Annotated in this window: 20 protein-coding genes and 4 pseudogenes; 6 read left to right on the forward strand and 18 right to left on the reverse strand. The window is 57.6% G+C overall.

Annotation, left to right across the window (positions count from 1 at the left end; all coding sequences use genetic code 11):
* Positions 1-15 precede the first annotated feature (15 nt).
* The 3 genes and pseudogenes from istB to AC07W0_RS10405 all read left to right on the forward strand — a co-directional run bounded on the left by istB (position 16) and on the right by AC07W0_RS10405 (position 2,424).
* On the forward strand, positions 16-771 hold the full coding sequence (gene istB / locus AC07W0_RS10395; RefSeq protein ID WP_102617425.1) for an IS21-like element ISPsy14 family helper ATPase IstB: 756 nt from the start codon (positions 16-18) through the stop codon (positions 769-771).
* Positions 772-1,011: 240 nt separating this feature from the next.
* Positions 1,012-1,795: pseudogene (locus AC07W0_RS10400) on the forward strand (IS3 family transposase); the annotation flags it as partial.
* 5 nt (positions 1,796-1,800) lie between these two features.
* On the forward strand, positions 1,801-2,424 hold the full coding sequence (locus tag AC07W0_RS10405; protein ID WP_102617424.1) for an AMP-binding protein: 624 nt from the start codon (positions 1,801-1,803) through the stop codon (positions 2,422-2,424).
* A gap of 36 nt (positions 2,425-2,460) precedes the next feature.
* On the opposite strand, the gene AC07W0_RS10410 is transcribed toward AC07W0_RS10405, so the two are convergent.
* The 10 genes from AC07W0_RS10410 to AC07W0_RS10455 all read right to left on the reverse strand — a co-directional run bounded on the left by AC07W0_RS10410 (position 2,461) and on the right by AC07W0_RS10455 (position 11,607).
* Entirely contained in the window at positions 2,461-3,354 is an 894-nt protein-coding gene (locus tag AC07W0_RS10410; RefSeq protein ID WP_102617423.1) for a hypothetical protein, read from the reverse strand.
* The gene (locus tag AC07W0_RS10415) at positions 3,326-4,390 is read right to left on the reverse strand and encodes a T6SS effector BTH_I2691 family protein (protein WP_102617422.1); all 1,065 of its coding nucleotides are present in this window, start codon (positions 4,388-4,390) and stop codon (positions 3,326-3,328) included. Before AC07W0_RS10415 ends, AC07W0_RS10410 begins: the two co-directional genes overlap by 29 nt.
* On the reverse strand, positions 4,387-5,325 hold the full coding sequence (locus tag AC07W0_RS10420; RefSeq protein ID WP_126587299.1) for a hypothetical protein: 939 nt from the start codon (positions 5,323-5,325) through the stop codon (positions 4,387-4,389). Before AC07W0_RS10420 ends, AC07W0_RS10415 begins: the two co-directional genes overlap by 4 nt.
* Positions 5,322-7,352, reverse strand: coding sequence for a type VI secretion system Vgr family protein (locus tag AC07W0_RS10425; protein ID WP_102617421.1), 2,031 nt, complete (start codon positions 7,350-7,352; stop codon positions 5,322-5,324). The genes AC07W0_RS10420 and AC07W0_RS10425 overlap by 4 nt, the downstream gene beginning before the upstream one ends.
* A 27-nt stretch (positions 7,353-7,379) precedes the next feature.
* Positions 7,380-7,637 carry a PAAR domain-containing protein gene (locus tag AC07W0_RS10430; RefSeq protein WP_046483836.1) on the reverse strand — a complete coding sequence of 86 codons (258 nt, stop codon included), beginning with the start codon at positions 7,635-7,637 and terminating at the stop codon, positions 7,380-7,382.
* Positions 7,638-7,710: 73 nt separating this feature from the next.
* Complete coding sequence (locus tag AC07W0_RS10435) at positions 7,711-8,232, reverse strand: Hcp family type VI secretion system effector (protein WP_017847989.1); 522 nt, start codon at positions 8,230-8,232, stop codon at positions 7,711-7,713.
* Positions 8,233-8,337: 105 nt separating this feature from the next.
* Positions 8,338-9,144: a type IVB secretion system protein IcmH/DotU gene (gene icmH, locus AC07W0_RS10440; RefSeq protein ID WP_046483834.1), complete on the reverse strand. Its 807-nt coding sequence runs from the start codon at positions 9,142-9,144 to the stop codon at positions 8,338-8,340.
* The gene (gene tssK / locus AC07W0_RS10445; protein WP_102617420.1) at positions 9,137-10,483 is read right to left on the reverse strand and encodes a type VI secretion system baseplate subunit TssK; all 1,347 of its coding nucleotides are present in this window, start codon (positions 10,481-10,483) and stop codon (positions 9,137-9,139) included. Before tssK ends, icmH begins: the two co-directional genes overlap by 8 nt.
* A 37-nt stretch (positions 10,484-10,520) precedes the next feature.
* Complete coding sequence (gene tssJ / locus AC07W0_RS10450) at positions 10,521-10,988, reverse strand: type VI secretion system lipoprotein TssJ (RefSeq protein WP_256580802.1); 468 nt, start codon at positions 10,986-10,988, stop codon at positions 10,521-10,523.
* 13 nt (positions 10,989-11,001) lie between these two features.
* Positions 11,002-11,607: a hypothetical protein gene (locus AC07W0_RS10455; protein WP_368665943.1), complete on the reverse strand. Its 606-nt coding sequence runs from the start codon at positions 11,605-11,607 to the stop codon at positions 11,002-11,004.
* On the opposite strand from AC07W0_RS10455, the pseudogene AC07W0_RS10460 reads away from it, so the two are divergent.
* A pseudogene (locus tag AC07W0_RS10460) lies at positions 11,521-11,859 on the forward strand (KH domain-containing protein); the annotation flags it as partial. The gene AC07W0_RS10455 and the pseudogene AC07W0_RS10460 sit on opposite strands and share 87 nt — an antisense overlap.
* A 270-nt stretch (positions 11,860-12,129) precedes the next feature.
* Here AC07W0_RS10460 and AC07W0_RS10465 read toward each other — a convergent pair.
* Positions 12,130-13,494: a type VI secretion protein IcmF/TssM N-terminal domain-containing protein gene (locus AC07W0_RS10465; RefSeq protein WP_102617419.1), complete on the reverse strand. Its 1,365-nt coding sequence runs from the start codon at positions 13,492-13,494 to the stop codon at positions 12,130-12,132.
* Between AC07W0_RS10465 and AC07W0_RS10470 the strand changes: the two genes are divergently transcribed.
* A complete protein-coding gene (locus AC07W0_RS10470; protein ID WP_102617418.1) occupies positions 13,493-13,873 on the forward strand; it encodes a type VI secretion IcmF C-terminal domain-containing protein in 381 nt (126 codons plus the stop codon). The two genes, AC07W0_RS10465 and AC07W0_RS10470, sit on opposite strands and share 2 nt — an antisense overlap.
* A gap of 81 nt (positions 13,874-13,954) precedes the next feature.
* On the forward strand, positions 13,955-15,259 hold the full coding sequence (locus AC07W0_RS10475; protein WP_256580801.1) for a hypothetical protein: 1,305 nt from the start codon (positions 13,955-13,957) through the stop codon (positions 15,257-15,259).
* A gap of 549 nt (positions 15,260-15,808) precedes the next feature.
* Here the strand turns inward: AC07W0_RS10475 and AC07W0_RS10480 are convergent.
* The 7 genes and pseudogenes from AC07W0_RS10480 to AC07W0_RS10510 form a co-directional block, all read right to left on the reverse strand.
* Positions 15,809-16,672, reverse strand: coding sequence for a methyl-accepting chemotaxis protein (locus AC07W0_RS10480; RefSeq protein ID WP_371918415.1), 864 nt, complete (start codon positions 16,670-16,672; stop codon positions 15,809-15,811).
* Positions 16,664-17,731: pseudogene (locus AC07W0_RS10485) on the reverse strand (methyl-accepting chemotaxis protein); the annotation flags it as partial. The pseudogene AC07W0_RS10485 and the gene AC07W0_RS10480, both read right to left, overlap by 9 nt.
* A 934-nt stretch (positions 17,732-18,665) precedes the next feature.
* On the reverse strand, positions 18,666-19,940 hold the full coding sequence (locus AC07W0_RS10490) for a glycoside hydrolase family 68 protein (protein ID WP_102617416.1): 1,275 nt from the start codon (positions 19,938-19,940) through the stop codon (positions 18,666-18,668).
* A 666-nt stretch (positions 19,941-20,606) separates the two neighbouring features.
* Positions 20,607-21,345: pseudogene (locus AC07W0_RS10495) on the reverse strand (phage integrase N-terminal domain-containing protein); the annotation flags it as partial.
* Positions 21,346-22,165: 820 nt separating this feature from the next.
* The gene (locus AC07W0_RS10500) at positions 22,166-23,731 is read right to left on the reverse strand and encodes a type VI immunity family protein (protein WP_046483809.1); all 1,566 of its coding nucleotides are present in this window, start codon (positions 23,729-23,731) and stop codon (positions 22,166-22,168) included.
* A gap of 2 nt (positions 23,732-23,733) precedes the next feature.
* On the reverse strand, positions 23,734-24,615 hold the full coding sequence (locus AC07W0_RS10505; protein ID WP_046483807.1) for a VRR-NUC domain-containing protein: 882 nt from the start codon (positions 24,613-24,615) through the stop codon (positions 23,734-23,736).
* Entirely contained in the window at positions 24,615-26,981 is a 2,367-nt protein-coding gene (locus tag AC07W0_RS10510; RefSeq protein ID WP_102617415.1) for a type VI secretion system Vgr family protein, read from the reverse strand. Before AC07W0_RS10510 ends, AC07W0_RS10505 begins: the two co-directional genes overlap by 1 nt.
* Positions 26,982-26,989 lie beyond the last annotated feature (8 nt).

Here is a 26,989-nt window from a genome sequence, read left to right on the forward strand (position 1 = left end):
AAAAGGAGGATAAAAATGCTACCGAACCCGACCTTGGACAAGCTGCAAACCTTGCGCCTGCACGGCATGATCAAAGCGCTCAGCGAGCAACACGCAACGCCCGACATCAACGATCTCAGCTTCGACGAACGCCTCGGCCTGATGGTCGACCGCGAGCTGACCGAGCGCGAAGACGCCCGCCTGACGACTCGCCTCAAAGCCGCCCGACTGCGCCATAACGCCTGCCTGGAAGACATCGATTACCGCAGCCCTCGTGGCCTGGACAAGGCGCTGATCCTGCAACTGGGTAGCGGCCAGTGGCTGCGCGATGGCCTGAACCTGATCATCGGCGGGCCGACGGGCGTAGGCAAAACCTGGCTCGCCTGCGCGCTGGCGCACAAGGCCTGCCGCGACGGTTACAGCGTGCGCTATCTGCGGCTGCCGCGCTTGATGGAAGAACTGGGCCTGGCCCACGGCGATGGCCGCTTCGCCAAACTGATGGTGGGTTATGCCAAGACCGACTTGCTGATCCTGGACGACTGGGGCCTGGCACCGTTTACCGCTGTGCAACGCCGCGACATGCTCGAACTGCTGGACGACCGATACGGCAACCGCTCGACGCTGGTGACCAGCCAGATGCCGGTGGACAAATGGCATGCGCTGATCGGCGATCCGACCTTGGGCGATGCGATCCTCGACCGGCTGGTGCATAACGCTTATCGGATCGAACTGAAGGGCGAATCGATGCGCAGACGCGCAATGAAATTGACGACGGCAGGGACTTCAGACTAACAATGCAAAACTGCGTCGCTGCGCTCCGACTGCCTGTCCAAGTGGACGTGGATCAGATGTCCAAGTGAGCGTGGAACGAGTGTCCAAATGATCGTGGGCTGAGTGTCCAAGTGTCGTGGAATCCGCAGTGTCGGACTTGGTTCAACCAATTATTCCGACATGCTCTAGTAAAGGTAGATGAATCGCCCCTAGTTTCGTAGACACCTCCAAGCCTTAAAATGAGGCCCATTAGGAGGTGCCATGAGCAACCAGCGTTATCCCGAAGAATTCAAAATCCAGGCGGTCAACCAAGTGACCGAAAAACAGCTTCCTGTTTCAGAGGTGGCTGCGCGATTGGGCGTGTCCGTGCACAGCCTCTATGCCTGGATTAAGCGCTACACCAAGCCCCAGGAGCAGCGGGTTCAGGAGGACGATCAGAGTGCTGAGCTTCGCCGCCTACGTGCTGAGCTAAAGCGGGTAACGGAGGAGCGAGACATCTTAAAAAGGCCGCCGCGTACTTTGCCAAGGAGTGCGGCTGAAGTACGCCTTTATTAAGCAGCTCTCGGGTGACTACTCCATTCGACGGCTTTGCCTGACGCTGAAGGTTCATCCCAGCGGCTACTACGCGTGGCTATCCGAACCAAAATCTGCGCGCGCCAAGGAGGATCAACGACTGCTCGGTTTGATCAAGCATTCCTGGCTGGAAAGCGGTGGTGTTTATGGCTATCGCAAGATCCATGATGACCTGCGCGAGGTTGGTGAGAGCTGTGGCCGCCATCGGGTGGCTAGGTTAATGCGCTTTGAAGGTTTGCGTTCTCAGACTCGGTATCGGCGGCGACCAGGAAAATCTGGCGGTAAACCAGCAGTTGCCTCACCAAACTTACTGAAGCGCCAGTTCGATGTCAGAGAGCCCAACAAAGTCTGGGTCACCGACATCACCTACATCCGAACCTATGAAGGCTGGCTGTACTTGGCCGTGGTGCTCGATCTGTTTTCACGCCAAGTCGTTGGCTGGTCAATGAAGCCACAAATGACTAGCGACTTGTGGCCATGCCGGTCGCACACATCGCCGGCACGGCCTATGGTTTGTTCGGGCTGCACAGCGGTGGCCGGCTCGTGATCTGCGAGGAGTTCAATGCCACCCAGGTGTGGCAACAACTTCGACAGGGGGGCATCACGCATATGCTGCTGGCTCCCACCGCACTGCGCATACTGCTGGAGTCACCGGTAAGCGCTGAGACATGCGCTCCCCAGTTGCGCTATATCACTTACGGCGGTTCCCCCATCGAAGCGGGGGTTCTGCAACAGGCCATCGCTCGCCTCAAGTGCGGCTTCACGCAAATGTACGGTATGACCGAAGCATCCGGCGGCGTGGTGGCCTTGACGCCTCAGGATCACGAGCAGGGTCAACCTGGACGTATCACAACTGCGGGCCGCGCAATGCTGGGGGTTGAAATCGGCATCATCGATAACGACGGGCAGCCTCTACCGTGTGGCGAGACCGGTGAGATCGTCGTTCGGTCTGCAGCGGTGATGGTCGGTTACTGGCGACAGCCGCTGGCGACGGCGCAGGCCATCGACAAAGATGGCTGGTTGCGCACCGGCGACATCGGCCGAATGGATTCCCAGGGCTATCTGACTGTTGTAGACAGAGCCAAGGATACGATCGAGTAACGGTTCGGTGAAGAACATCAGTGAATTCCGGAGAGATTAAAGGTTGGAGTACGTTGTGAGAGTCAGGGCCGCATAGCCCTCGGAGATGTTGCGATCAGGCCAGTAGGTCAACGACAGGATGGCCGCTTCGACTCGGTGGCGACGTTCAGTAGGCTTGAAAACGAGCGCGCCTGAAATGTCTAGGATCTGTAGAGCGCTGTTGTTGGGTGACATGGCGCCGCGAGTCTTGACGGTCGGCGTGCCGGGCTCCGCCTGATAATTCACATTTCGGGTGGGGTTGGCTGCTTCGTTGGTCGTTAGTGGCACGGGAGGAGCAACCAGATTGCCACTTGCGGCCACTTCGCCGGCATCTTCGGTGTTTGGGTTATCGCCCTCGCGCAAGAGGCGTAGGGTCCATTGATAGTTCGAATGCTCCGGGTGAAAGCATGGCAATACCAAGCGATATTCCAGCCTCTTTTCCTGAGCTAGGGTACCGGCCCCGCCGGTCGAACCACCCCTGTGGTGGCTCTGGCCGGCGATCAAACGCAAACGAAAGCGCACGTCGGCCTCGACGCCGAAAGTTGCGGCGTTGAGTTCGGCGATGGCAACCGGGGCATGTTTGGGCTGATTCCAATGAATCTTTGGAGTTTCGTCGGCGTAACCGAAGACACAGCGTCTGGCCCATTTTTCAAGGGGCGTGGACTCTTTACTCTTGGCCAATTGAAAAAAAGCATACGCTGTAATCCCCAGTACTATTGCAAGGCCCATTAGTCCCATAAGAGCCGAAGCACTATATATGCCAGCACCAATGGCAGCAGCGGCGCCTGCCCCGCTTACTACCGCTGACGCGAGGTACCATCTTGTCGCGGCCCTATCACCGCTTTTCGACGTTCGAATAGCCGCCATCCCCGCCTGCGTCGCATCAAACAAACCGGTCACAGCTCCGATCATGGCTCCCGTTCTGGTAAGTATCTGGCCGGCGCGAAATGTAGCCTTCGCTGTAGCGCTTTTCCAGTGACGCATTGTATTTCCGGACTTTTTCTTCGATGGCGCGCCGACGCTCCACCTCGGGATCGCCAAAGGTCGGTGCCGCATCGCCCGTCATGGGGGCAAATGAGGCGGTCTGCTGGTCGGCCCAGATCGGGTGCATTTCGCGAATAGCCAGGAGCAGATCTGACGTCTGGCGCTTGTAGGTCCTCATCGGGTCTTCAATGTACCGCTGACGAGCCTCAACCCAGCCGTTACGCAAGTAGTTGTACTGTTGAATCAGACCCACCGTGTCGTCCAGCACCAGAGCGAGCACACCTTGTTGCAACCCTTGCTGGTCGATCGTTTGGCGCAGGTAATTCTTCAGTGCTCCCACCCGTGTTACGCGGCTGTGAAACCCATGCACCTTATCCAGGTCTCCGACAGCCTGATGACGCTGATATTCATGCACTTGCTGATCCACACGAGGCTCCGTCGCTGTCATCATCAACGCGTCCTCCATGCTGTCGGGGGCGTCCCGAGCAGTTCGCAGGTCGAGTTTTCGGAAGCGTCCTGGAGCAGCGCTGTTTTTGTAGGCGTCGAGAACGCTGCGAGGCCAGGGGTCACTGGCAAAAGCCAGCCATGCATGGGTGTATTTACGGATATCGATGTTGAGAAAGGACGCTGGAGCGTCGTGGCCTGCCGAGGTACACGCATCGCACAACGGGGTCTCATTGGCAGCGGGTGGCGCGTCGGGATTGAACTGACGTAGATAGCCATCGGGTGTCACTTGATAGGCTTGCCACGTCTGCTGATCGAGTAATACGTACAAATAGCCTGCGCGTAGTGTACGCAGGCCCATGCGAGAATTGGACATCGCACCGGTGTCTTCGCCAGCGCGCGGAACCAGAGCTTTTCGCAGCGGAAGGATTGGTAATCCTTGGCGGGTGCAGGCGTTGCATTGGTCCAAAGGAAGGCATGTTTCTACTACGGCATTGCCAAGCTGCGAGCTTAGGGTCATGGTTGTGCTCCTGCAAGGGTCAATTCCGACACGATTCTTTGCCAGGATTGGTCATTTAGTTCGGAAAAAAGCTTTGCGAGCGACGTGCCATTCTCGATTGCCCGCTTTATTGATATGCCTATGTCTGTGTGTGTATGAATGCTCGAATGCAGCAATAGACGATGTAGTGCCAGGGTCACAATGTCGTGTTGTTTTTTCAGGCCCATAATACGTGCGTCACGTATCTGCTCGTAAGCCCGAGCAGCAGCTTGAGGAGGTAGCAAAGTAGCGCCTTGCCAGCGAGCGGGGGCGTAAGTAAGGGGAAGGCTGACAGCGTGACGCCACGCGCCGAGCAGTGAGGACACCAGTCCTGCATTCTGTTGTATTGCGCTGGTAAATGGCGAGAAGTCAACGCTCGTGCCCGGCTGGCCAATCAAGCAACTGCTGCCGCCACTGCTTGTGGGAAATAGCCATTGATGGATTGGCCACCAGCTTCCTGTCTCCCCAAATTTCAACGTGGCGACCAGTAGTTCCAGGCGCAACGGTTCATACACCGGAAAGAATGCTGTCCCCACCGAGGTTGGCAAATGACCGAGTTCTATCAGGTGACTGCTGACCGTCGTGGCTGTTGCGGTACTACTGAGCCAACCACATACATAGCGTCTTGAGCGGCGTTCATCTTCTTTGGCACGCAATGCCGACAACGACAGTAAATATTCTGAAGGTTTGGCGCCAGCCGTTGCGAGGGTCACCAGCACCGGGCACGCTTGTGGTGTGTGGACCAAATCTGGGCGGCGCAGTCCAGTGAGTGCATCGTTGCCTAACGATTGGCGTAGAGTGTCTATATGTAATGGGTCGTCTTCGGCGCAATCCGCTAGTGGATCGAGCAGCAGATACAACGACGCATTGGCGGTGTATTGCTCGGTTGCGAAGGTCTGGACAACAGCTGGAGTCATTTTGTTTTCTCCACGCAGGTGTGTCCCGCCTCGGGTTCCAGTTGCAGCGAGAAAGGTTGCCCGCCGCCCGATGCTGTTGCAGACACTGGCCCCTGGATCGTGATGGCTAAGCCATTGATGTGAATGCCTTGAGCATCGAGAGTGATGCTGCCCCCTGGACTCTGAAAGATGATTTTTTCACTGGTCTGCAAGCTATAAACGGTAGTAATGCATTCGAAACCCTGACCTGCCGTAACGCTATGCTGCCCCTTGATCGTGTGCTCGCTATGACCGCCAACTTCGACACTGTGGTTGGCGGTTGTGGACTCGTATCGGTCATTGCCAACGCCATCCCACCGGTCGCGCCCAATGAAGACCTTATAGTCATGACCGACGTCAAGAATGCGATTCTGGCCTATGGCGTGAGTTTGATCATTGCCGATCGAAACATGCTCGTCGTTACCAATCTCTTTCTTACGGTCATTTCCAACAAAAAAACCATTGTCGTTTTTGACATGAACGTTTTTGTCCTTTTCGGCATGGATGTACACCTCTTCCTGCCCCAGCTCATCCTCAAAACGCAGCTCGTTGAAACCTTCGCCCTTATGGGTCCGGCTCTTGATGGTCATCCGCGTCTTGTGCTTGGGCAGCTCATACGGCGGCAGGTTAGTTTCGCGGTAGGTGCGGCCGGTGGCGATGGGCTGGTCAGGATCACCACTTAGGTAGCTGATCACCAGCTCCTGACCTACACGCGGTACAGCCATGGCGCCCCAGGTCGCGCCGGCCCAGCCCTGAGCCACACGAATCCAGCATGAGCTCTGATCGTTGTTTTTATCAGTGCGGTCCCACGGGAACTGCACCTTGACCCGCCCCCATTTGTCGCAATAGATCTCTTCCCCTGGCGGGCCGACTACGGTGGCGATCTGCGGGCCGTCGATGCAGGGTTTGTCGCACAGCGGCGCTTTCCAGTCGGACATCCAGTGGATCGCGCTGGCCTTCATTTTGTAGGAAGTGCCGCTGTCGCTGCCGAATGCTTCCTCCTCCAGACTGCTGTGCTGTTTGCCTTCGTGGGTAACAGCAATGGTGCGCCAGCGATCATTGAAATCCTCACGGGGATGCTCGTTGAGGTCGAACGCCAACCCCGGTTGCAGGCGCGCATCGTCACCGGCCACATGCGCAAGCTTGGCGTCGTTGCGCAGGGCGGTCAGGCGGGTCTTGGTGAAAGGCTTGCCGGCGATGTCGCGTTTGTAGCGTCCCGGATAGTCGTAGCGTTCGTAGTCCTTGTGCTGGTTGTTCAGGTCCTGGTCGCCGGTGGCGGTGTGCTGCTGGTTGTAGCGCGGGTGGGTGAAGGTGTAGTCGCGCTGCACCTGGCGTGCGGTGCGCACTTGTTCGGTGTAGTGGAAGCGGGTCAACGCCGGTTCCGTAGCATCGCCGCCACCCATGGGCTGGTAGATCACCGGGCAGTCGGTGTGCGTGCCGATGGTGCCCAGGCCACCGACGCGGTCGGTGAGGACGAGGGTGTGGCCGTCGGCGTGGTGTTCGAAGGTGTAGAGCAGGCCTTCCTCGGCGGCGAGGCGGGTGATGAAGTCGAGGTCGGTTTCGCCGGCCTGTACGCAGTATTCACGGGGTTGGTGTTCGAAGCAGATTTCGCTGCGGATGTCGGTCAGTTTCTGCTCGGCCAGCATGCTGGTGATGATGTCGGGCACGGTCTGGGCCTGGAAGATGCGCCAGTTGGAGCGCAGATCAAAACGCTTCAGGGTTGGCTCGACCACGGCGGTATAGCGGGTGCGACGAAAGCCGGTGTCGCCCTGGGTGAACAGGCTGACCAGGCCGTGAACGTAACGTACCGGCGTTTCTCCACGCCAGATCGTGAACAGCCCCGCCAGATCGAGCACCCGATTGAAGTCGACAGCGGCGTTGTGGCTGGCCAGTTCCAGTTCGAGTTTGAAGGGCTGGGACAAGCCTTCGTTAAGGGTGAACGAGACCACCTCGAATGAATCGCCCTTCAAGGGCTCAAAGGTAAAACGCAGGTCGCTTTGGCGGGGCATGGGGCCTCCATTTCAAGTATGTGAGTGTCAGTCGATCAACCAACTGCTATCACCGTTTTCGAGTTCGCCATCGTGGTCGGTGGTATCGCCGACACGGGCCACGGCTTTTCCGTTGACGGTCATCGAGGGCGAGCCGCTGGTGATCACGGCACCGCAACCCAGGGCGTCGCCGACACGGGCGACGGCGCGACCGTTGACGGTGACATTGCGCGTACCGCTGTTGATAGTGGTGGGGCCACACAGAGGGCAATCATGGTCGTGACCGACCAGAACGACGGCAGGCATAGAGCCTCCTTAAATGGGTTGAGTCAGTGAAGGTTCTGCCGCTGCGCGAACCGCAGCGGCGGAATGGGCGCGCTTAACCCGCTGCAGCCGGTTTGCGCCAGTCGTCCGAGGCTTCGGTGCCGGCCACCACATGACTCCAGCTGACCTTGCGGTAAGCCAGGCTGGTCTTGATCAGTTGGGTATAGTTTTCGTTCTCGCTGTCCTGGGCGTGAGGCAACACGGTGTGGATGTCGACGACGGTGGCCTCTTCCAGTTTGGTGGTGAAGAAGTGCTCCTGTTTACCGTCGGTGGAGGTGCGGAACCACCTGACCTCAACGGTCGGCAGCATTTCGCCAGTGGCCAAGGCCTGGTAAAGCAGCGGCGAGGCTTTGTTCAGCGCGCTGGTGAAGGTCAGCGGTTTATGCACGCGCTGTCCGGTGGGTTGGCCGCTTTGCGGGTCGGTTGGGGCACCGATTTGATGGTCTATTTCCTGGGCGAGGATTTCGTCCTCGTGGCCTTCCACAAAGACGTTGCCCACCGAATCAGCGGTGAAGGCACCTTTAGTGATGTGGCCCTGGTTTTTGCCGTGGATGCTGATGTACGCGGGTGTTGGCATGACATGCTCCTTGTCGCGATCAAGTGAACGACCCATGGGGTCGCGGGTTATGGCCTATACGGCCATGGCTTTGCAGGCGCTCGGGATGAGCACGCTGAAAATCGGTTACAGGTGCAGCACCCGCTCCAGCGACACCAGCACCTGCTGGGTGATGGTGTTCAGGCGGATTGAGTAGATTGTGTAGGCGACCGTCAGCATGACGGCGGCCATGGCCCAAGGCGTCCACAGCGGCCATGCGCGTTTGATCCGGTAGTTGCGCGGCGCGACGTTTTTCAGCGGGTCGGTCAGGCGCTTGGGTGTCTCGCCGCGCAGGGGGCGCAACAGGCCATGCAGTTGGTCGATGATCTTCTGTATCTCGTCATCGCCCTTGATATGGGCGCCGTATTTGCCCTTCAGTCCGGAGATCAGACACTGGTACATGAACTCCAGCACATGCTGATACCGGGCGGCTTCGGGGATCATGTTGTTCATGACGGTGAAGAATTTTTCGCCACCCTGGGTTTCGCCATGGAACTGGCTGAGCAATGAGCGTGCGCTCCAACTGGAGAGCCGGCCCCAGGTGGTACTCATGACCACTTCGTCGAGCAACAGGCACAGGCTGTAGGAGTAGGCCTTGAGCATGCCGGCGTCGTAGTCGAGCTGGCTGACTTCTTCCATGATCGTAGTGATCTGGTTGCTGACGCTCAGGTACAGCGCAGGTACGTCATCGTGCTGGTCCAGGCGGCGCAGGCGGATCACCAGGCCGATCAGTGGCGTGGCGGCATCGCACAGCGGGTTCCAGGCTACGCCGCGCAAGTCGAATTCAGGGTCGGCCAATTGTCTTTGGCTGTTGGCAGTGATCGTTTCGCCGGCAAAGTCGATGGCGCCGGAGACTTCCTCGTGGTGCCATGAATTTGGTGTGGTCTTAGTCATCTCTCTCACTCCTGATCGCCCAGAACTGCAACTCCAGCTCCGGGAATTCACCGGCAATATGGAAACCGAACCCGCTGCCGCTGCTCAGGCTTTGCCAGGCAGGGTGATGGCGGTCGAGTTCGAAGTAGCTGAAGCCGGCATGGAACGGCAGGTGGCGCGGCGCCACCGGCAGCGGCCGCAATGGGATGCCCGGCAGTTGCAGGCTGACCAATTGCTCCAGCCCTTCGGTGGAGGTGATCTTGATCTGCCTCGGCAGTTGCTGACGCAGGGTTTCCGCGGGCAGTTCAGCGCGCACGGCGAGGATGAATTCGGCGTTGTCCAGCAGGCGCTTGTCGTTCAAGGCGGCGCTGCGCACGCCGTACTGCTGCTCGACAATCGGCAGCGACACCGCGCGTGGTTGCAGTACTGTGCCCAGGGCGCGGCGCAGGGTGTGCTCCAGCATCTGGAAGGATTCGCGCAGGTTGTCGTGCTGGTAGGCCGGGTATTCCTGGGGCAGGTGGCCCTCGTCGGTAAAGGTCACCAGTTCGCCGCAGGCTTGCGCCAGCGCGATGTACAGCCGCTCCGGGTGAACCTGGCGTTGCCGGGCCAGGTGCTGGAACAGCGGGAACAAACGATTGAGGGTTTGCAGCAGGTTGAAGTCGGTGACATCGGCCACCCCCGATTGCCCCGGTGAGCCGATCCGCTGGGCCAGGTTCTTGGCGCGTTCACGCATCAACCCGGCCACTTCACCCAGGTAGCGGTGCAACGCCGGCACCGCTTGCAGGGACAGGCTGGTGGGGTAGAAGTGCTCGTCCATCACCAGGCTGCCGTCCGGACGTTTGTCCTTGATTTTGCCCAGGGCGATGCCGGTAAAGGCACTGCGGTCGCTGCGTTCGAGCATCAGTTGCAGGTTGGGCACGGCCAGGTCCATGCCGACTTGATCGCCGTCATCGCTGTGGGTGTCGCGGATTTCCTCGCGGCGGGCGATGTAGCGGCTGTTGCCGTACTGGTCGGGCCAGCGCACTTCGAGGGCTCCGTTGGAGCGCAACGGCAGTGCCAGGTAGACGATCTGGCCGACCGCGCTGCTGTCAGCGATCTCCAGCGGGGAGGGCGGTGCCAGGTCGTGGGGAATGTCGAAGACGCTGCCGTCGGGCATGATCCCGCGTGCCCGGGTAATGGCGATTTTGCCGAAGCTCAGGTATTCGTCGTTCAACGCCAGCTCGCTGAAGCCATAGAGCGCGTCGTTGAGGCTGTGCAGGCGCTGGTGCATGGCGGCTTCGGCGGCGCGGGCCTGTTGCTGGAAGTGCTGGGGTTTGACGAACAAACCTTCATGCCAGATGACGGGGTTGCGTGAACTCATCGGTGATTACTCGGGGCAAAAGCGACTGAAAAAGGCGTCATCGGGTTTCTCCTTTGAGGCTGACCTGGGCGGCGTCCAACTGCACCAGCACGGCGTATTGGCGGCCCTTGGGCTCGACGCGCAGGCGCTGTTTCCACCGGCCGACATCAGTGCTGTGGTAGTTGGCGATCACTGCGATAAAGCGGGTGTCTTCATCCAGGGCGCGCAGGTCGATGAACTTGAATTGGCCGGGGTTGAGCAGGTAGTCGTCGGCGCGGATGTAGGTGCTGCCCAGGGTCTTTTTCAGGTCGTCGGCCATGGCTTGGGGACTGGCGTTGACCAGCAGCGAGTCGTCAGTCAACTGCAAGACCTTGAAGGCGATGGGCGTGGCGACGTGCTGCAATGCCGGGTTGCCCCAGGGCGTGGTCAGGCTCACGCCTTGAGCGTCGTAGTCGCCCAGCAGCGCGTCTTCGATAGGCAAAAATGTGTGGCTGGCCGTGAACTGGATCAACAAAAAGGCAGGCATACGCCAGCGCCTGTTACACCCGCAAAGGGTGGAAGTCGATAGAGAAGGCGCGGTGCCCGAACGGCCGGTAGGCACCGTCTTGACGACGCCTGGGCCGGACAAAAAAAGCACAATGCTTGCCCTGACTAAACGCTATCAGGAGCGCGGCTGGGGCGAAGTCAGCGAAACCAGCTATCACGCGTTTCTTCTTTGGCTGGAAGAGACCCTGAATAGCGAGTTCCTGCCCCAGCGGTGGCCTCAATTCGATATTCGGCCGGAGCACCTGCATACCGTCGCCGTCGAACCGGGGCCGACTCACATCACCCGTCTCAAGCCCGCTATAAACATCGGCATGCCAGGGCTGGGTGCCACCCTGGCCAGTCAGTTGCCGCCGATTGTGTCGGATGAGCTGGTGGCGCGCGGTGGTTATCGGATGCCGGTGCATGCGTGTGGGTATAACTGGTTGGATTCCAACAAAGTCGCCGCAAGTCGTTTGGCTGAGCGCATTGACGAACTGATGCGCCAGTACGGTCGCAATTGTCAGCAGGTAATTTTGGTCACGCACTCCATGGGCGGGCTGGTGGCAAGGCGGTGCGCACAACTGCCCGGCATGGCCGACAAAATTGCCGGTGTCGTGCATGGCGTCATGCCGGCAACCGGCGCGCCAGTCGCCTATCGCCGTTGCAAGGTCGGCATGAAAGATGAAGACCCTATTGCCGGTGCAGTGATTGGTCCGACCGGTCAAGAAGTTACGGCGGTCTTCGCCCAGGCACCCGGTGCCTTGCAATTGTTGCCGAACCAGGATTACACGCCTGGCTGGCTGAGGCTGGTCGACGACCAAGGCCTTTCGGCAATGCCGCGTCAGCCGGTAAAAGATCCTTATGAAGAGATCTATCTACGCCGTGACCGTTGGTGGGGATTGCTGCGTGAAGAATGGTTGGCGCCGAAGGATGGCGATTCGATCACGTGGGAGATATTTGCGGACAACATATCCGAAGCGAAAGAGTTTCATCAGAAAATCGCTGGCTCCTACCACCCTCAAACCTACGTCTACTACGGCAGTGAAGACAAACACCCCAGCTTCGAGTCCATCACCTGGAAAATGACTCGCGGGGCCACTGTCAATGGCCTTCACGGTTCACGCCCCGATAGCTACACGGTTTCAAATCTGCAGATGCATCAGGTCGACCTTGGCGTCGATATCCCGCTCACTGAACTCCTGGCTCTTGGCCAAGACGTTGGCCGCCTTGTCACGGTTGATATTGAAATAAAACTGCCAGGTGCCGATGACGACCAAACAGCCCAGGGATGCGACGCTGAACCCAGCGATCAGCAACCGCCGCTTGCTGCGGGCCACCTTGATGTTGTCGCCCGCCAGGCCCGCTTCGGGATAGATCACCCGCTGGAACAGTTGCTGGGCAAAGTAGATCACCGTGCCACCGGCTGGTTTGACTTCGGGTGGCGGTGGCGGCAGTTGATAGGCTTGCCCCGCTTCTTTGACGAAAGCGTTGCTCAGGGTGCCCTGCTGCAACACCGAAGAGAAATACAGTCCGCGCACCAACGCCGGGGTAGTGAAACGGTCGCTGCCGAGCATTTCGCTGAGGAAGCCGAACAATGCCGGGCGCAAGCCCGCCATCTGATGCATCAGCGCCTGCAAGCGATCACGCTCATCCAATGTACGCGACTCCCTGGTGCTGTTGAAAACCTGCTCGGTCAGGCAGGCGACAAAGGTTTGGTATTGGCGCGTCAGTTCCGCCAGCCAGGCATCAAAATCATCCACCGCGTCCAGGCTGAAAGTGAAGCCCAGCAGGTCCTCGCGCCCGCTGCGCGATAACCGGGCGAAGAATTCTTCAAAGCCTTCCAGCAGGTCGAACTTGCTCAGCGTGACGTACACCGGCAAGCGCGTGCCCAATTGCCGCGTCAGCTCAAACAGCCGGGTGCGCAGCAGGTTGGCGTGGGCCTTGCGTTGTTCAGGACGTTGCGCCAGCAAGGCCTGCACATCGATCACCAGCACCACGCCGTTCAATGCGCGACGGCTGCGGTTGCGCGTTAGCCAGTCGAGCAAGTGTCGCCATAGGCGCGGGTGGGTGCCGGCGGGCAATACCGGTTTGACCTTGCCCTGCTGCTCGATGTCTTCAGCCGGTGAATCCGAGTGACTGAGGAACTCACCCGGCGGGTCGATTAAAACTGCTTCGTCGCCAATCCACCAATCCACCGGATAGGCCAATTGCTCTTCCTGATGCGCCCTGACCCCTGCTTTGGTCACATGGGACAAGGCAAAGCTCTGGTTGGAGCGGGTGATCAGGCTGGTCTTGCCGGCATTTTCCTCACCCAGCACCAGGTACCACGGCAGCTGATAGAGCGAGCGGCGACGCTCCATGTTGTTCAGCAAATTGCCCAGGCTGCGGTCCAGCGCACGCTCCTGCGCCTCGATATAAGGCAGACAAGGATCGGCCTGCACCGCCGCCTCATGCTGACGTTCAACCTGCAGACGCTGGTAACGATTGCGCACCCGCCTGAGCAGCATGCTCAGCGTCGACGGCCAACTGATCCCTTACCAGCATGGCGCGCCGCAACGCACGGGGCTGGTGTGGCCCAACAGCCTGGGCAACACCAATGGCAGCCAACTGACCCTGGTACACAGCACCGGCAACACCGCCAGCATGAGCTATCGCGGGCCGTGGTCGTTGTTCCGGCTGCTCAGTCGTGGGCACCTCAATGGCAGGACCGACACCAGCGTGGACCTGACCTTTTCAGTCGCTGATGGGTTGATGCGTTATCGGATTGGGGCAGAGAAGGCAAATAACCCGGTTACTCAGCGCAGTTTTGAAGGGTTTGTGTTGCCGAGAACGCTGCTGGAAGAACGATGGAGCAAAAAGATCGCCGTCGACGTTACGCGACGCTGAGCAATACCGCGAAAAACAGCCAGTGCTGAGATGAATGAACGACGAGTGGAATAGGACCTTTACATGACAATCAGGCTACAAATGTTGACCGAAGACCCTAAAGAAATTGAGTTGATCGAGCGTTATTGGGCCGTCGATGAGTTTGGGCAATACCTCGAAAAAGTGAGCGCCCTAGCGGGTCTCATTGAAATGGCTCAGGGCGTTACGCTGACCAGTTTCATACGGCAGCGTTGCAACGCGTTCGATGAAAATCAGGTCTGCCCCAAATGCGCAGAATTGATCGAAATAAAGAATCGCTCACAGGCTAAGAAGCTCCCCCAGCCAGCCATCAAGCTCTGTACGTTGTGTCAGAAAGACCAGGATGACATTGCGCTGGAAGCTAAAAGGTCGAAAGCTGCGGAGCTTGAGCGGCAGTTGGCAGAATTCTGCCGCAATCAGTCAACCCGAACGGTGGACTACTCAGCGATTCCGGATGCTCATGTGCTGATGCTGTTGGCGTTAGACAGGGCCATTACACCGAGACTGGCCAATGGCGGTTTCACAATAGGTGATTGCCGAGGACTCGCACCACTATATATCGGTGACTTTGTGCTGCAGTTGCGCGAGGCGGGGCTGGTCCTTGATGATCCCAGCAAGGCCAGGCCGGGCACCTACTACTGGGAGGGCGATGAGATTTGGATGGTGAGGGACCAAGTGGTTTACCGTTTGGCACCCGATGCTGAATCACGAAGTGCAGACGAGGTTATCCGGAGTCTGTCGGATAGGGTGTACACAGACGCGGAAGGGATCTTCAATCTGTGGCTTGATTACTCAGTTGCTGATGTTATGCGCTATCTGGGTATCCAATGCGAACTCTATAACCATGAACTCACTGAACAAGAGCTGGAAGAAATTAAAAGTACCCTGCGATCAGCACTGGAAACCTATAGTGTCTCGCAGCTCTGGTCGGTGGTCTGGAAGGTTGTCAGAGATGCCGCAAGTTTAGCTAATCGCGAGTACTACAACCGTCCAAAAGCGGCTGCGACCATTCCCGGGAAGATTCGGCGGAACCTGGAGAAGGTGCGGCGCGAGTCGATTGAACTCAAGTCATGGAGCCGCCCGGACCAGCATCCCGCCGGAACATTGGGCATGGTGCTGGGTGAAATTCTGAGTGTTGACGAAAATACCTCAGGGCACATGGTCTCTTCCCTTGTTACCTGGCTCACCGGGCAGGGGGGTTCACCTAGTGTCGGAGCAGAGCTTGACGAACCGATACGGGAATTGATGACCATAGCGTTGGCCCACGATGTCAGTTCCTCAGTGATGCTGCGGTTTGCGGAGTTGATTCGTGCCGGCCATGACGTTGGTTTTGCCATTGAGGAAATTGGTGAGACGCTTCGGTCGTAAAGGTGGCGGGGCAACTTCAGAGGAAGAAGATGCGGGTAGCAAGCCTGTCCATCACGGCGTCTGGGCGGGGTGGGAGAGACGCTGCTGCGGAAGGCTGTCCCTATCATTTTGTGCGTTCTATGATCCGCGATGTTATCGTGCCATCACGTATGACAGCTTCGTCAGGGACTGAAAGGGGACAAGATGACCGATTTTGAGCAGCAACCTTTTGCGGACGCCGAGTTTGCAGAGAATCCGGAGCAACGATGCCCCTGCATACTGCTGTTGGACACGTCATCGTCCATGAATGGCGCGCCAATCAGCGTTACGCAATGAGCTTGCAAAGTGTCTAGAGAGTCCGTGGCGATTCAGCCGGAAGAAACCTGCTGCTCGAGCACTGGTTTGATGAAGTCCTCAACAATGTTCACTCCATTCCGAGACGAGGTAAAACGATGACTATCGACAGAATACTGCGTACTCGCTTGACCAGATCGACCTCGCTGTCGAATCCAGGCGTCCTAATGCGCCGAGCTTGAAAGATGAAGCAAGGTCGAGGGAACGGCTCATCGGTCAAACCTTGAAGTGACTGACAAGTTGCTGTAACTGTACCCCCAGGCGCGCGAGTTCGATACTGGAGGCCGCTGTCTCCTCACTAGCTGAGGCGGTCTGCTCAGACACGTCGCGTACACTCAAAATGCTGCGGCTTATTTCCTCCGCCACCGAACTTTGTTGTACTGCGGCGGCAGCAATCTGTCGGTTCATGGCTTGAATCCCGGAAACCGTCTGAGTGATGCTAGCTAAAGATGCGCCTGCTTTACCTGCCAACGCCACAGTGCTATCGGTTAGTTCGCGGCTGCTCTGCATAATACTGGACACCTGACGTGTTCCACCTTGCAAGCCTGCCACCAAGCTTTCTATTTCCTCAGTGGACTGCTGAGTACGCTGAGCCAGTCCTCGTACTTCGTCAGCGACCACTGCAAAACCGCGCCCTGCCTCACCTGCGCGAGCAGCCTCAATGGCCGCGTTAAGGGCCAATAAATTAGTTTGCTCAGCCACCGCCTTGATCACGTCCATGATCTTAACGATGCGCCCACTTTCTTGTTCAAGCTCATTCATAGCTTCCGCTGAACGCCCGACTTCGCTGGACAAACGCTCAATCTGGGCGATGGCTTCCGCGACTACTTTGTCACCAGCGCGCGCCTGAGCATCGGCCTCTGATGCGGCAACGGAAGCTTGTTCCGCATTCCGCGCAACTTCATGCACAGTGGCCGACATTTCGTGCATCGCAGTAGCCACTTGGTCGGTCTCGGTTTTCTGGCTATTGACCCCAGCGCTGGTCTGCTCAGTGACAGCTGAAAGCTCTTCCGCTGCACTGGCGATCTGGGTGACTCCATCGCGGATACCACCGATCAGATCGCGCAAGGTACGACCCATGCGCTGAATACCTTGTTGCAGCACACCCAGTTCGTCTCTACGGGTTACGACCATGTTTTGCGTGAGATCGCCCGCTGCAATGCAATCGACCACAGCCAGAGTTTCCTGCAATGGGCGAGTAATCTGGCGGGTGATTATCAGAGCTGCAAGAAGCCCCAATAACATTGCCAGAGCAGTGCAACTCAACTGCAGCGTGCGGGCCTGAGCACTATCTGTTTCAAGGGCGGCCAGCTGTCTGGCATACATTTCATCAGTCAGACGGGTGATGGCCCCTCCGAAATTGACAGTGTCCTGTACGGAGTGGTCGATAGCCCCATTACTGGCTGTAAAATCCTGCACTGAGCGGCGGTAAGCCATCAGAGCGGTTTCCAGTTGCCTGATAGGATCGGCATAGGCAGCACCAAAGGTGTTGTTGAGGGTTTCAATGCCCTTGAGCGCACTATCAAGCTGGCGGGCGGCGGCTTGTTCCGTAGTGCTGTTGGGATTGCCGGTGTAGCCACGAACTTCATAACGCACCAGCGCGACATCCTCTTTGGCCTTGAGGATGACTTTGTATAACTCATAACGGCGCTGATCAGAGACTGGCATTGCTTCTACGTCATTGATGAGCTTGGCAATCAGCGCGGCGCCTTTGACCGCATTGGTGGCCATTTCCTTACGGGTGGCCGCACTATTGCGATAGGCCTCGCGCATCGTATTAATTGCCATTTGATACTGAGTGGTGGCTTGGTTGATCAGCGCAAGACTTTGCAAGTTTTCAGGTTGCTGCAGTTCTTTTGCGAGGCTTTTTTGCTTGGCGACAAACAGTTCCAGCGCATCCTGGATCAATGCACCTTGCTGCTCGTCACCCTTGTCCACCTGATACTGAAAACGGGCCCTCCGTAGATGATCAAGACGGTTGCCGAGTTCGGTGATGCTGGCCATTCGATTACTACGGTCAATCATTTTTCCCAAGCTGAACCAACTGGTCGCGGCAAGGATGGCGGTTAGAAGGAGTACAACAGCAAAGCCCAAGGCCAGCTTGAGCATGACGCTGATATTCGCGAACCAAGAGTTCATAGCGTTCCTTTGGTAATCAGCCGTGACCGATGAAAACTGGCGCGGTCATCTGAGAAGGGGGGGCAGGTATAATCAATATTGATATGGATGATTGGATGAATATAGCACAGTGATGGCGTAGTGCCATCACAAGCTTTTAATGATTTCGACGATACGTGTCAGAATGGCGACAGCTAGAAAAATGAATCGCCCAGGATTCTCTAGGCACCTTGCAAAAAGTTATACAAGGTTCTCGATTACGTACAAGGGTGGTGGCCGGCCTATGCAAGTCGGCATGCAATCCTTACGCTCCACCCTGAAGCCTCTCTAGGTGGTTTTGACATCTGCCGCACTCAGGAGAAAGTCCGGTTAGCGCATTGCTTTCAAGACAGGACGGTTGCAGAGGTTGCATACGCCGTCATGAACAGTGAGAGGCAACTATTGTGGGTAGGTTTTTCCAACATTGAGGTCTGAATGACGAACCTTGCAAGCCGTGAAGAGCTAATCACATGGCGAACCTTAAGGTCTTCTCATGCACAGTTATGCGCGCTTAGATATCCAGACAAATTTTGCCGACCCTATGAGCACCGTAAACAGCAGCGTCGTGCTGTTCGTTTTGCGGCAGAGCAGGCCTTCGAGGCCGTGTTCAATCTATGGGTGGAGTTCCGCAGGCTGAGCCTGAAGGAGGGGCGCCAGAGCACACTCTCGCAAATCTTGAGAATCTTCACATGCTGTTTAGCAGACGAGATAAACGAGCGCGCGGATGTAGTTGTTGTCAGGGGGGATACCCATTACTGGCTGCCTCCTTGCAGCCAGTAACAAAGGGTTGTTACTACGTATTGTTCAAGAGGGTTCCCGAGCAAAGTCGCAGTAAGTTAGGTGGGATATCTCGATCCTATCCGCAACGAGTTTTTCATCGAGCTCAAACCCGCTGCCTGAAAGCCCTGGGTAGCGATTACTTGAGCGTGACGTCGAGCATCGGCGGGATGTAACCGTAGTCGTACTCGGCAACTACGAACGTCTGCTGCCCTTTGATCTTGATCCCCACCGTCGGTGCTTCGGTGCCGCCGATACGAATCTGCGTGCCGGTTTCGTCGGTCGGTACGCTGTCGATAAATGAGGTCACCAGGCCGTTGGGCATCACGCAGTGCGAGTAGGTCTGGAACGGCTGGGAAGACGGATTTCCCAGTACCAGGCCGGAACCGTTCAAGGGTACGTACGGACCGAACAGCGAATCTGCGACAAAGCCGTACACACCGTCCGGCCCGGTCACCCCATCGGCATAGGTAAAGGTGTGGCTGATGGTGAACAGGTAGTACTTGCCGTCCTGGAACACGAAGTGCGGGCGTTCGGTCTGATCGTTGACGCCTACCGCGGTCAGCAGCGGCGGCAGCATTTCCCAGTCGTCGCCGTCTTCGTCACGGGCTACGGCGATACCGACACAGGCCGTCTGGAAGCGCGAGTTGCCGACGTCTTCGTAACCCGGCGGCACATCACCGACTTCTGCTTCACCGACCTTGTGCGAGCCGCGCTCGCCGGCCACGTTGCCCTCGAACAGCATGTACAGCTTGCTATCCTTCGGGTCGCGGAACGGCCATGGATCACGGAAGCCCCAGAAGGCGTTTTGCGCTTCGGTCTGGTACATCTTGCCGTCGGCCTCGAACAGCGGCTTGACCTTCTCGAAGCCGACCAGGCTGACGCCATGCTCGGTGGTCACCACACGGCCACGCACCTTGACGATGGTCGCGCCCGGCGTGACCGCGGTGTAGTACAGGTCCACTTCGCCTTGCTCGTTCAACAGAATCGGCGTGCCGGCCCATTCGCGAACGGTCGGCGAAACCCCTTCAGCCATCACTCGGCCGCCGAGTTCCCAGTCCTTGCCGGTGCGGGAGAACCAGTAGTACATCTTTGCCCGGCCATGGCGATCGTTCCAGTCGCGGGTGATGTCGTAGTTACCGTTCTGGTCGAGGTATTGCGGGTCGTTCGGGTGACGATCCGCAGTCAGGGTGAAGATCACTGACCAGCCATCGACAGAGGTGATGTTGCCGTCGATATCACGCAGCGGCATGGTGTCCCAGATAAACACCTCGTCGCTCAGTACCGGGAAGTTCGCACTGACCAGTGGCTGGGTGGTAGTGGGGTCGTCCGCGCGGACTTTCAGCGCATCGGCTCGGGTCCACAGGCTGGGTTGATGGGGTGTTTTGCCAAATTTCTCAGTGTTGCTTTTCATAGGGAAAAACCTCGTCCATGAATGGATTCAAATAAATATTGATCAAAAAATACTGTATTTATATACAGTCATTTAACTGTAAAAGACTCCTCCCTTCGGGTCAAGGGAAAAAATGCATTTATGCATAATTGAGTTTTTTGTTGAAGCTGATACGTTTCAGCTTGTGATGTTTCTAGAGGTTTGTTCTCGGACCGATCAGCGACGTTACCTGCATGATGCTGGGTAGACGCAGGTGGTCAAATCGATCAACGCTGTCGAACCTTGCAAAGAGTTTTGGTGCGATGGCGTGGACGTAGCCCTGCGTCTTCAACGCCTGCATCACTATCAGTAGAGGAGTCAGGCAATGAACGGTGCAATCGATGCGCGGGCACGTCACCGAGAGGCTCAACCGGCATTAATACTTGCAAGTTAGGGTCTGCGGATTGTGGGTTAAGTCAGTCGAATTAATTTCGCAGCTGTTTCGAAAGCCGACAGCAACGATGCTACCGAGCCAATCAAGCTGATCAGGTTGTCTGGGATCGGGTACATCACCCCAAGGGGTTAGTACCGATACAAAGTCGACTCACCGGAGGTACGGACGAAAACTTGGATGAACTGATGGCGATCTCATCCCAGGCCTAGGTCTGTGAAAGCTACCAAAGCGGAGCTGGTCGGCCGGTCCGTGTGCCCGCCAGCGGCGGGCGCCTTCCACCCTGTCAACGCTTCGTAACGTTCCTGCGCGTAGCGATGGCGCAGACCGTGCATATGGCTCAGTCCCGCCGCTTTGCACTGCCCATCATAGACATGGCGTTGCTGGATGTAGGTCTTGTGCGCCGGAATCAGAGAGCCGACTCCGGCGAACTGATGGACTTGCTCAAGCAGTGCTCGTTGCCCTGGCGTCGTGACCGGCACGACGCGCTCACGCCCGCCCTTGGTCCATGACCCCTTGAGGGTGATGTGATCGCCGTGATCAGCGAAGCGTGGCTGGAATTTGATGGACTCCTCGCGCCGCAAACCAAATGCGGCTTGCAAGGCCAGGCTCATGCGCACATGGGGATCGCTCACGCGATCCAGGCCGTCACCCAGCGCCTGTGCTTTGTTGGTATGGGGCGTGGCGCGCAGAAACACCCAATCGGGTGTTGTCGGCAGGAATCAGTCCTGCTTTGCCGATCTTCTCGGCCCACCAGCGCAGATGGGCCAAACGGTTCTTGAGGGTGCCTGAAGACAACCCTTCGGCCTGCCAGCGTTCAATCAGCGTTTCGATATGCTTGCCTTTGAGCGAAGTGGCCCGCATCTGCCGAAAACCGGCTTCGCGCAATTGGCGAGCGATCAGGGTGAGACTGCGCTGGCGGTCGGCTTGTGTCGTGTGGCTTCCATCGCGGTTGCGCTGGCACAGTTGACGCAAGGTATAGGTGAGATCGTCCATAGTGCGCTCCATGGGGGGCTGCGGTGTTCTGTGTTGTTCTGAGTTGCATTCGGTGAGTGTTGGTGCCAACTCGCCAAGGCGAGATCCCCGAGGGGCAAGGGCCAGGTGCTCAGATCACCTGTTGCCTCGATGAGGCGTCCGCCGTGCTTCCTGTGGGAAGCGCGAGGCGGGATGTTGCCAAGAAACGACACGTTTGGTTGCCGTGATAAACACCTCCTGTGGAGTGAGAGAGTGGAAGGCAGGCGACAGACATTGCGCCTGAATACGTTGCCGCAGACGAACACGTGCCCAGGGCACGGAAGAGGGAGGAAGGCAAGGTGCTTGCTATGGATGAACAGGGTTCCACCCCGTGGGTAGGGGGCGATGCGCAGCGTGGAACCTGGGCGCATCTGGGATGGTTCCTCCCGAGATGGGATAGCACTTTCAGGAACCTGTGCTCTGGGCAACCGGATGGGTACGGCATCGGCGAGTCAATCGCACGGTGTGACGCTTACTGCCCGCGCCAGGGGTTCCGGTGATGAGACCCACCGGCAGGTCGTTGCAGGCTCAGTGTGCAGGGCATCGTCATGCAGTGCCAACGTAAATAGGAACTGCGCGATGCCGCATTGTTGCGGGGCTGCTGGGGGTCGTCACTGCGGCGGCAGTGACGGCCCTTACTCGCGATCACTCTTTGGCACAGATGACCCAATTCAGGCTGACGCGGCCTGACGGCCTTGTCGGCCACTGGCGCGCGAACCGCGTTGCGGTTCACTTGCCACTGGCTGGTGAAGGGGGGCTTAGATGCTGGAGGATTGTCTTATTGGGCCGCTGTCCGTCACTATCACGATGGCTCCAGTCCCATCCAAAGCCAGACGACTCTCTCACCACCCACTGTCGGCATCAGAACGCCATGCTCGATGACTTGCTTACTCCCCGGCTTATACTCACACACCCAGGCACCCGGATACGGACAGGGTTGACCGCTGTTCGCACGCATGCCGCTGACCGTCCAGTGCCAGCGCACGACTCGGCCTTCGTGGGCGGGTAGCGGTTCGCTCAACTGAACATCGCGTGCGATGAAGCGGTCGTTTTCAACTTCCCAGCGCCCTGCGCGAGGAGCCGGATCATGGGTATTGGCATGGCGGGCAGGCTCTGGTGGTGTTTGATCAAAGTCACGCTGCCATGTCACCAAATCATCTGTGGACGCCGCATTGAGGTCTGGCATGATCTCGCCCTGTTTGAAGGCTCGCCGGGTTTCCGCTTGCCCTGGAACCAGCCACCATCCGGCTTGAATACAAGCTGTTCCAGCTACCATACGAAGAGGCATTGGCGTAGAGGTTTGGGCGGAAGGCATGGGCGATGGAGCAATGAAGCGCATTGCTGGCGTGGGCCAATCGCTGTCGGCGTCAAAGCGGGACATCCAGCGACGACTGTCAGCGTCAGTGAAACGTTCGTTGGGGTCGCCGTCCCATTGGCCGAAGCCCAGCAATCCCAAATCGTCGTAGCGGATGGGCTTGAGCAGTTTGTTCAGGAGCATGGGCAGTTCGGGCACGCCTTGCTCGACCGGATACAATTCTGGCTGTTCGCCCAGCTCAATCCATTGGCCGCTCTGTAATTCGGTGATGCTGATGTGTGGGTGAGACAGCGCCGTATGCACTTGTTCGCGGGTCAGGTCAAGCTTTTCGCGCCAGTGGTCGGCAAGCAGGAAGGCCCAGGTGGGGGGGCGAATGCCGTTGAGCAGTTCGCCGCGCATGTTAAAGGCGTAGTCAATATCCAGGCCGTGAAAGTTGGGGGCTAGTGCTCGCTCCCAAGTGGTAACGGCTGATCGCGTACCAAATTCGAGTGGGTTGGCCATGGCGAAGCCACTGTAGACCTGATGCGCCTTGAGCAGGTCAATGGTTTTGAGCACAAAGCAGCGCCACGCTTCGCGGTTGTCCAGCCACCATTGCCAGCGGTAATAAAACGTGATTGAGGAGTACGCGGTTCTTCTTCCTTCGTATTTTTTGAACCATGTGCGCCAGAAATACCCTGCTGTCGTCGGTGACGAGGCATGATTTTTTTCGTCGGTAAAATTAAAAACAAAGGATTCGTCGTCGAAACTTTTCCTGGCCTGCTCACGCAGATTTGGCAGGCGTTTCGAGCCATATGGGTGTGGGCGCTCCGAAATTGGATGGGTGCCAACGGTGTAAGGCTTGCCAAGGAGCTGTTCAAAGGCTTCGTGGATATCCACCATCAGCAGCGCTTCTTCTTGGTGTTTGTCTGGGGCAGGGGGGAAATAGAAGTTGATGAAAGGGCTCACACTGTGTCGAGCATCATCCGTACCCCAATCAGTGTTTGGCCACTCCTTGAGCTCTGCGATGAATTCAGCACGCTCATCTTCATCAAACAAACCATGGGTTGTACTCACGTTCACCTCCTGTTTTTGGTGCCTTTGGATGTCGGGGGCTGTTTGTTATCCGTTTCAGAGCCAGTGCAATCCTCCGGAACGCGTAGCAAGGCCACTTTCTCCCGACCAATTTTTTCTCGGTTGACGCCAGTTCTCGGCTCCATAAGCTCAGCGTACTGGTCGATCTGTTTTTGTTTTACCCAATCCCCTGGAAACTTGATCTCAACTGCCGCAAACACATTTTCCGATTCGAATGGCTCTTGTCGGTACTCAACAACGACTAGATCAGGCGCTAGCAATCCTCCAGGCCGTGGCCAAAACGGCTGAATATCGCTGCCGAACCGTTTGGGACGAGTTGCAGGGATCCCCAGTAAGGCTTTCTTGCTGGTGCCGTTGTAATTGGGCTCGGCCTTGAGTGAACTTCGCCATTGCAGCGCCTCATCTACGGCTTCAAAAAACAGAGAAGCCGTGAACTGCTTTAGGGCGACTTCAATAGTGGTCTCAATTTTATCGCCGGCAATTTTCTTGCTGATACGGCGTGGCACTTTGATCGGCAGTTGCAAAGCAACTGTGCAGACTTGGCTAATGGCTGGGCGAAAAGGCACTTTACGTTCAATGTATTCCTTGAAATTCAAGTTCTCCTTGCCTCTTCGAGAAACCGTGCTATTGCCACCCCGGTCCACTGCGGCAAACGTGGAGCTTTTGACGTCGATTTCACGCGTCATTGCTTCAATAGTTGCTCGAAGCATTTTTTTAATCTGGTTTCTTCGCTCGTTAATCTCTACTGCGAGTTGGGCTAACTCGGCGGCGGTTTTGGCGTTTTCATAAGCCTGGTTTGCTCGGTAGGCCCGATAGGCTCTATCGATAACGTGAGCGAGAGTACGGGCAATGGGGGCTACTGGCATCAGTCGAGGTCTCCACTGTGCTGAGCAAGAAAGTCATCAGGAAAAATGGCCTTGGTCTCTACGGGTGGGGCTTCATCGTCGAAAGCCATCAGATAGGGCTGCCAGGTTTCGGTGATTCGCTGATCGTCGCGCATGATTGCCTTATGAGCTTGCACGGATTTGGATGCCTCGGTAACAGTCCAGTCAGTTCCCCCTTGGGGGCAGGTCAGGCCTTCGGTGAGTAGGGTGGCTCCATCGGTGATGCGATATCGATAGCCCGCGAAAGCACGTTGATCGTTCTTCAGCAACGTGTAACGTCCCAGGAATGCTCCAAGCGGTGCGGGAGGCGATTGTGGACTGCCAAGCGGATTGCCCGTACCGATTGCGTCTGTGGTGACGGGGCCTTTGATCTTGATGGTCAGCCCATCAAGGGTAATGCCATCGCTATCAATCGTGATGCTGCCACCGGGGGCTCTCAGAACAATGCGTTCGCCCGATGTGACATCGAACACTGTCGTTTTTTGCTCAATGCATTGCCCTGCGGACAGGTAGTAGCGGTTCCGGACTGATTGCTCAGCACTGCCTCCGATCTGGATGTTATGGTCAGCGGCAATTTTATCATGCCGGTTGTTGGCAATTTCTTCGACTCGGTCCCCGCCGATGCTGGTGTGATGATTACGCTCCAGCGTCTGAATTCGATCACGGCCCAGTTCCAAATGCTGATCCTGCACAATAGCAATGTGCTCATCGTTACCTACTCGCTCGTTGCGGTTATGGCCGATGTCTACCTGCTCGTCGTGTTCGACCTTCTCGCTTCGGTCGTTACCCACGTAGGTGGTGTTGTTGTGCTTGATGTGGACGTTCTTGTCTTTTTCAGCATGGATATAAACTTCTTCCTGCCCCAGCTCATCCTCAAAGCGCAGCTCATTGAAACCTTCACCTTTATGGGTTCGGCTCTTGATGGTCATCCGCGTCTTGTGTTTCGGCAGTTGGTAGGGCGGCAGGTTGGTCTGTCTGTAGGCGGTCCCAGTGGCGATCGGCTGATCAGGATCTCCGTCCAGGTAGCTGATCACTAACTCCTGACCCACACGCGGGATCGCCATGGAGCCCCAGGTCGCCCCGGCCCAGCCTTGGGTGACGCGGATCCAGCAGGAGCTGTGGTCGTTGTTTTTGTCCGAGCGATCCCACGGGAACTGCACCTTGACCCGGCCCCATTCATCGCAATAGATCTCTTCCCCCGGAGGCCCAACCACCGTGGCGATCTGTGGGCCGTCGATGCAGGGTTTGGGACGCAGCGGAGCCTTCCAATCGGAGGTCCAACGGATGGCGCTGGCCTTCAACGAGTAAGACGTACCGAGGCCGCTACCAAAGGATTCTTCCTGCAGGCTGGTGTGCTGTTTGCCCTCATGCCTGATGGCAATGGTGCGCCAGCGATCATTGAAGTCCTCACGGGGATGATCGTTGAGGTCGAAGGCCAATCCCGGTTGCAGGCGCTCATCGTCGCCTTCCACATGGGCCAGCTTGGCGTCGTTGCGCAGTGCGGCCAGGCGCGTCTTGGTGAAGGGCTTGCCGGCAATGTCGCGTTTGTAGCGTCCCGGATAGTCGTAGCGTTCGTAGTCCTTGTGCTGGTTGTTCAGGTCCTGGTCGCCGGTGGCGGTGTGCTGCTGGTTGTAGCGCGGGTGGGTGAAGGTGTAGTCGCGCTGCACCTGGCGCGCGGTGCGCACTTGTTCGGTGTAGTGGAAGCGGGTCAATGCCGGTTCCAGGGCGTCGCCGCCACTCATGGGCTGGTAGATCACCGGGCAATCGGTGTGCGTGCCGATGGTGCCCAGGCCGCCGACGCGGTCGGTAAGAACGAGGATGTGGCCGTCGGCGCGGTGTTCGAAGGTGTAGAGCAGGCCTTCTTCGGCGGCGAGGCGAGCGATGAAATCGAGGTCGGTTTCGCCGGCCTGTACACAGTATTCACGGGGTTGGTGTTCGAAGCAGATTTCGCTGCGGATGTCGGTCAGTTTCTGCTCGGCCAGCATGCTGGTGATGATGTCGGGCACGGTCTGGGCCTGGAAGATGCGCCAGTCGGAGCGTAGATCGAAACGCTTCAGAGTCGGTTCGACCACGGCGGTGTAGCGGGTGCGGCGAAAGCCGGTGTCGCCCTGCTGAAACAGGCTGACCAAACCATGCACGTAGCGCACCGGGGTGTCGTCGCGCCAAATGGTGAACACGGCGGCCAGGTCGAGCATGCGGTAGAAGTCGATGGCGGGGTGATGACTGACCAGCTCCAGCTCAAGTTTGAAGGGTTGGGAGAGGCCTTCTTCAAGGGTGAACGAGACCACTTCGAAGGGATCGCCCCGCAGCGGTTGGAAGGTGTAACGCAGGTCGCTTTGACGGGGCATGAAACCTC

Source organism: Pseudomonas sp. GW704-F2, assembly GCF_059423025.1.

Excerpts from the sequence above, each read along its gene's own strand:
- AC07W0_RS10480 (WP_371918415.1), bottom strand. The coding sequence starts at position 16,672 with ATGGGTCGTACCTTGCGCGATCTGATCGGTGGTATCCGCGATGGAGTC.
- AC07W0_RS10425 (WP_102617421.1), bottom strand. The coding sequence starts at position 7,352 with ATGCCCCGCCAAAGCGACCTGCGTTTTACCTTTGAGCCCTTGAAGGGC.
- AC07W0_RS10410 (WP_102617423.1), bottom strand. The coding sequence starts at position 3,354 with ATGATCGGAGCTGTGACCGGTTTGTTTGATGCGACGCAGGCGGGGATG.
- tssJ (WP_256580802.1), bottom strand. The coding sequence starts at position 10,988 with ATGCCTGCCTTTTTGTTGATCCAGTTCACGGCCAGCCACACATTTTTG.
- AC07W0_RS10465 (WP_102617419.1), bottom strand. The coding sequence starts at position 13,494 with ATGCTGCTCAGGCGGGTGCGCAATCGTTACCAGCGTCTGCAGGTTGAA.
- AC07W0_RS10490 (WP_102617416.1), bottom strand. The coding sequence starts at position 19,940 with ATGAAAAGCAACACTGAGAAATTTGGCAAAACACCCCATCAACCCAGC.
- AC07W0_RS10470 (WP_102617418.1), top strand. The coding sequence starts at position 13,493 with ATGCTCAGCGTCGACGGCCAACTGATCCCTTACCAGCATGGCGCGCCG.
- AC07W0_RS10430 (WP_046483836.1), bottom strand. The coding sequence starts at position 7,637 with ATGCCTGCCGTCGTTCTGGTCGGTCACGACCATGATTGCCCTCTGTGT.
- AC07W0_RS10475 (WP_256580801.1), top strand. The coding sequence starts at position 13,955 with ATGTTGACCGAAGACCCTAAAGAAATTGAGTTGATCGAGCGTTATTGG.
- AC07W0_RS10505 (WP_046483807.1), bottom strand. The coding sequence starts at position 24,615 with ATGCCAGTAGCCCCCATTGCCCGTACTCTCGCTCACGTTATCGATAGA.
- AC07W0_RS10435 (WP_017847989.1), bottom strand. The coding sequence starts at position 8,232 with ATGCCAACACCCGCGTACATCAGCATCCACGGCAAAAACCAGGGCCAC.
- AC07W0_RS10415 (WP_102617422.1), bottom strand. The coding sequence starts at position 4,390 with ATGACCCTAAGCTCGCAGCTTGGCAATGCCGTAGTAGAAACATGCCTT.
- istB (WP_102617425.1), top strand. The coding sequence starts at position 16 with ATGCTACCGAACCCGACCTTGGACAAGCTGCAAACCTTGCGCCTGCAC.
- AC07W0_RS10455 (WP_368665943.1), bottom strand. The coding sequence starts at position 11,607 with ATGCACGACACCGGCAATTTTGTCGGCCATGCCGGGCAGTTGTGCGCA.
- icmH (WP_046483834.1), bottom strand. The coding sequence starts at position 9,144 with ATGACTAAGACCACACCAAATTCATGGCACCACGAGGAAGTCTCCGGC.
- AC07W0_RS10405 (WP_102617424.1), top strand. The coding sequence starts at position 1,801 with ATGCCGGTCGCACACATCGCCGGCACGGCCTATGGTTTGTTCGGGCTG.
- AC07W0_RS10510 (WP_102617415.1), bottom strand. The coding sequence starts at position 26,981 with ATGCCCCGTCAAAGCGACCTGCGTTACACCTTCCAACCGCTGCGGGGC.
- AC07W0_RS10420 (WP_126587299.1), bottom strand. The coding sequence starts at position 5,325 with ATGACTCCAGCTGTTGTCCAGACCTTCGCAACCGAGCAATACACCGCC.
- tssK (WP_102617420.1), bottom strand. The coding sequence starts at position 10,483 with ATGAGTTCACGCAACCCCGTCATCTGGCATGAAGGTTTGTTCGTCAAA.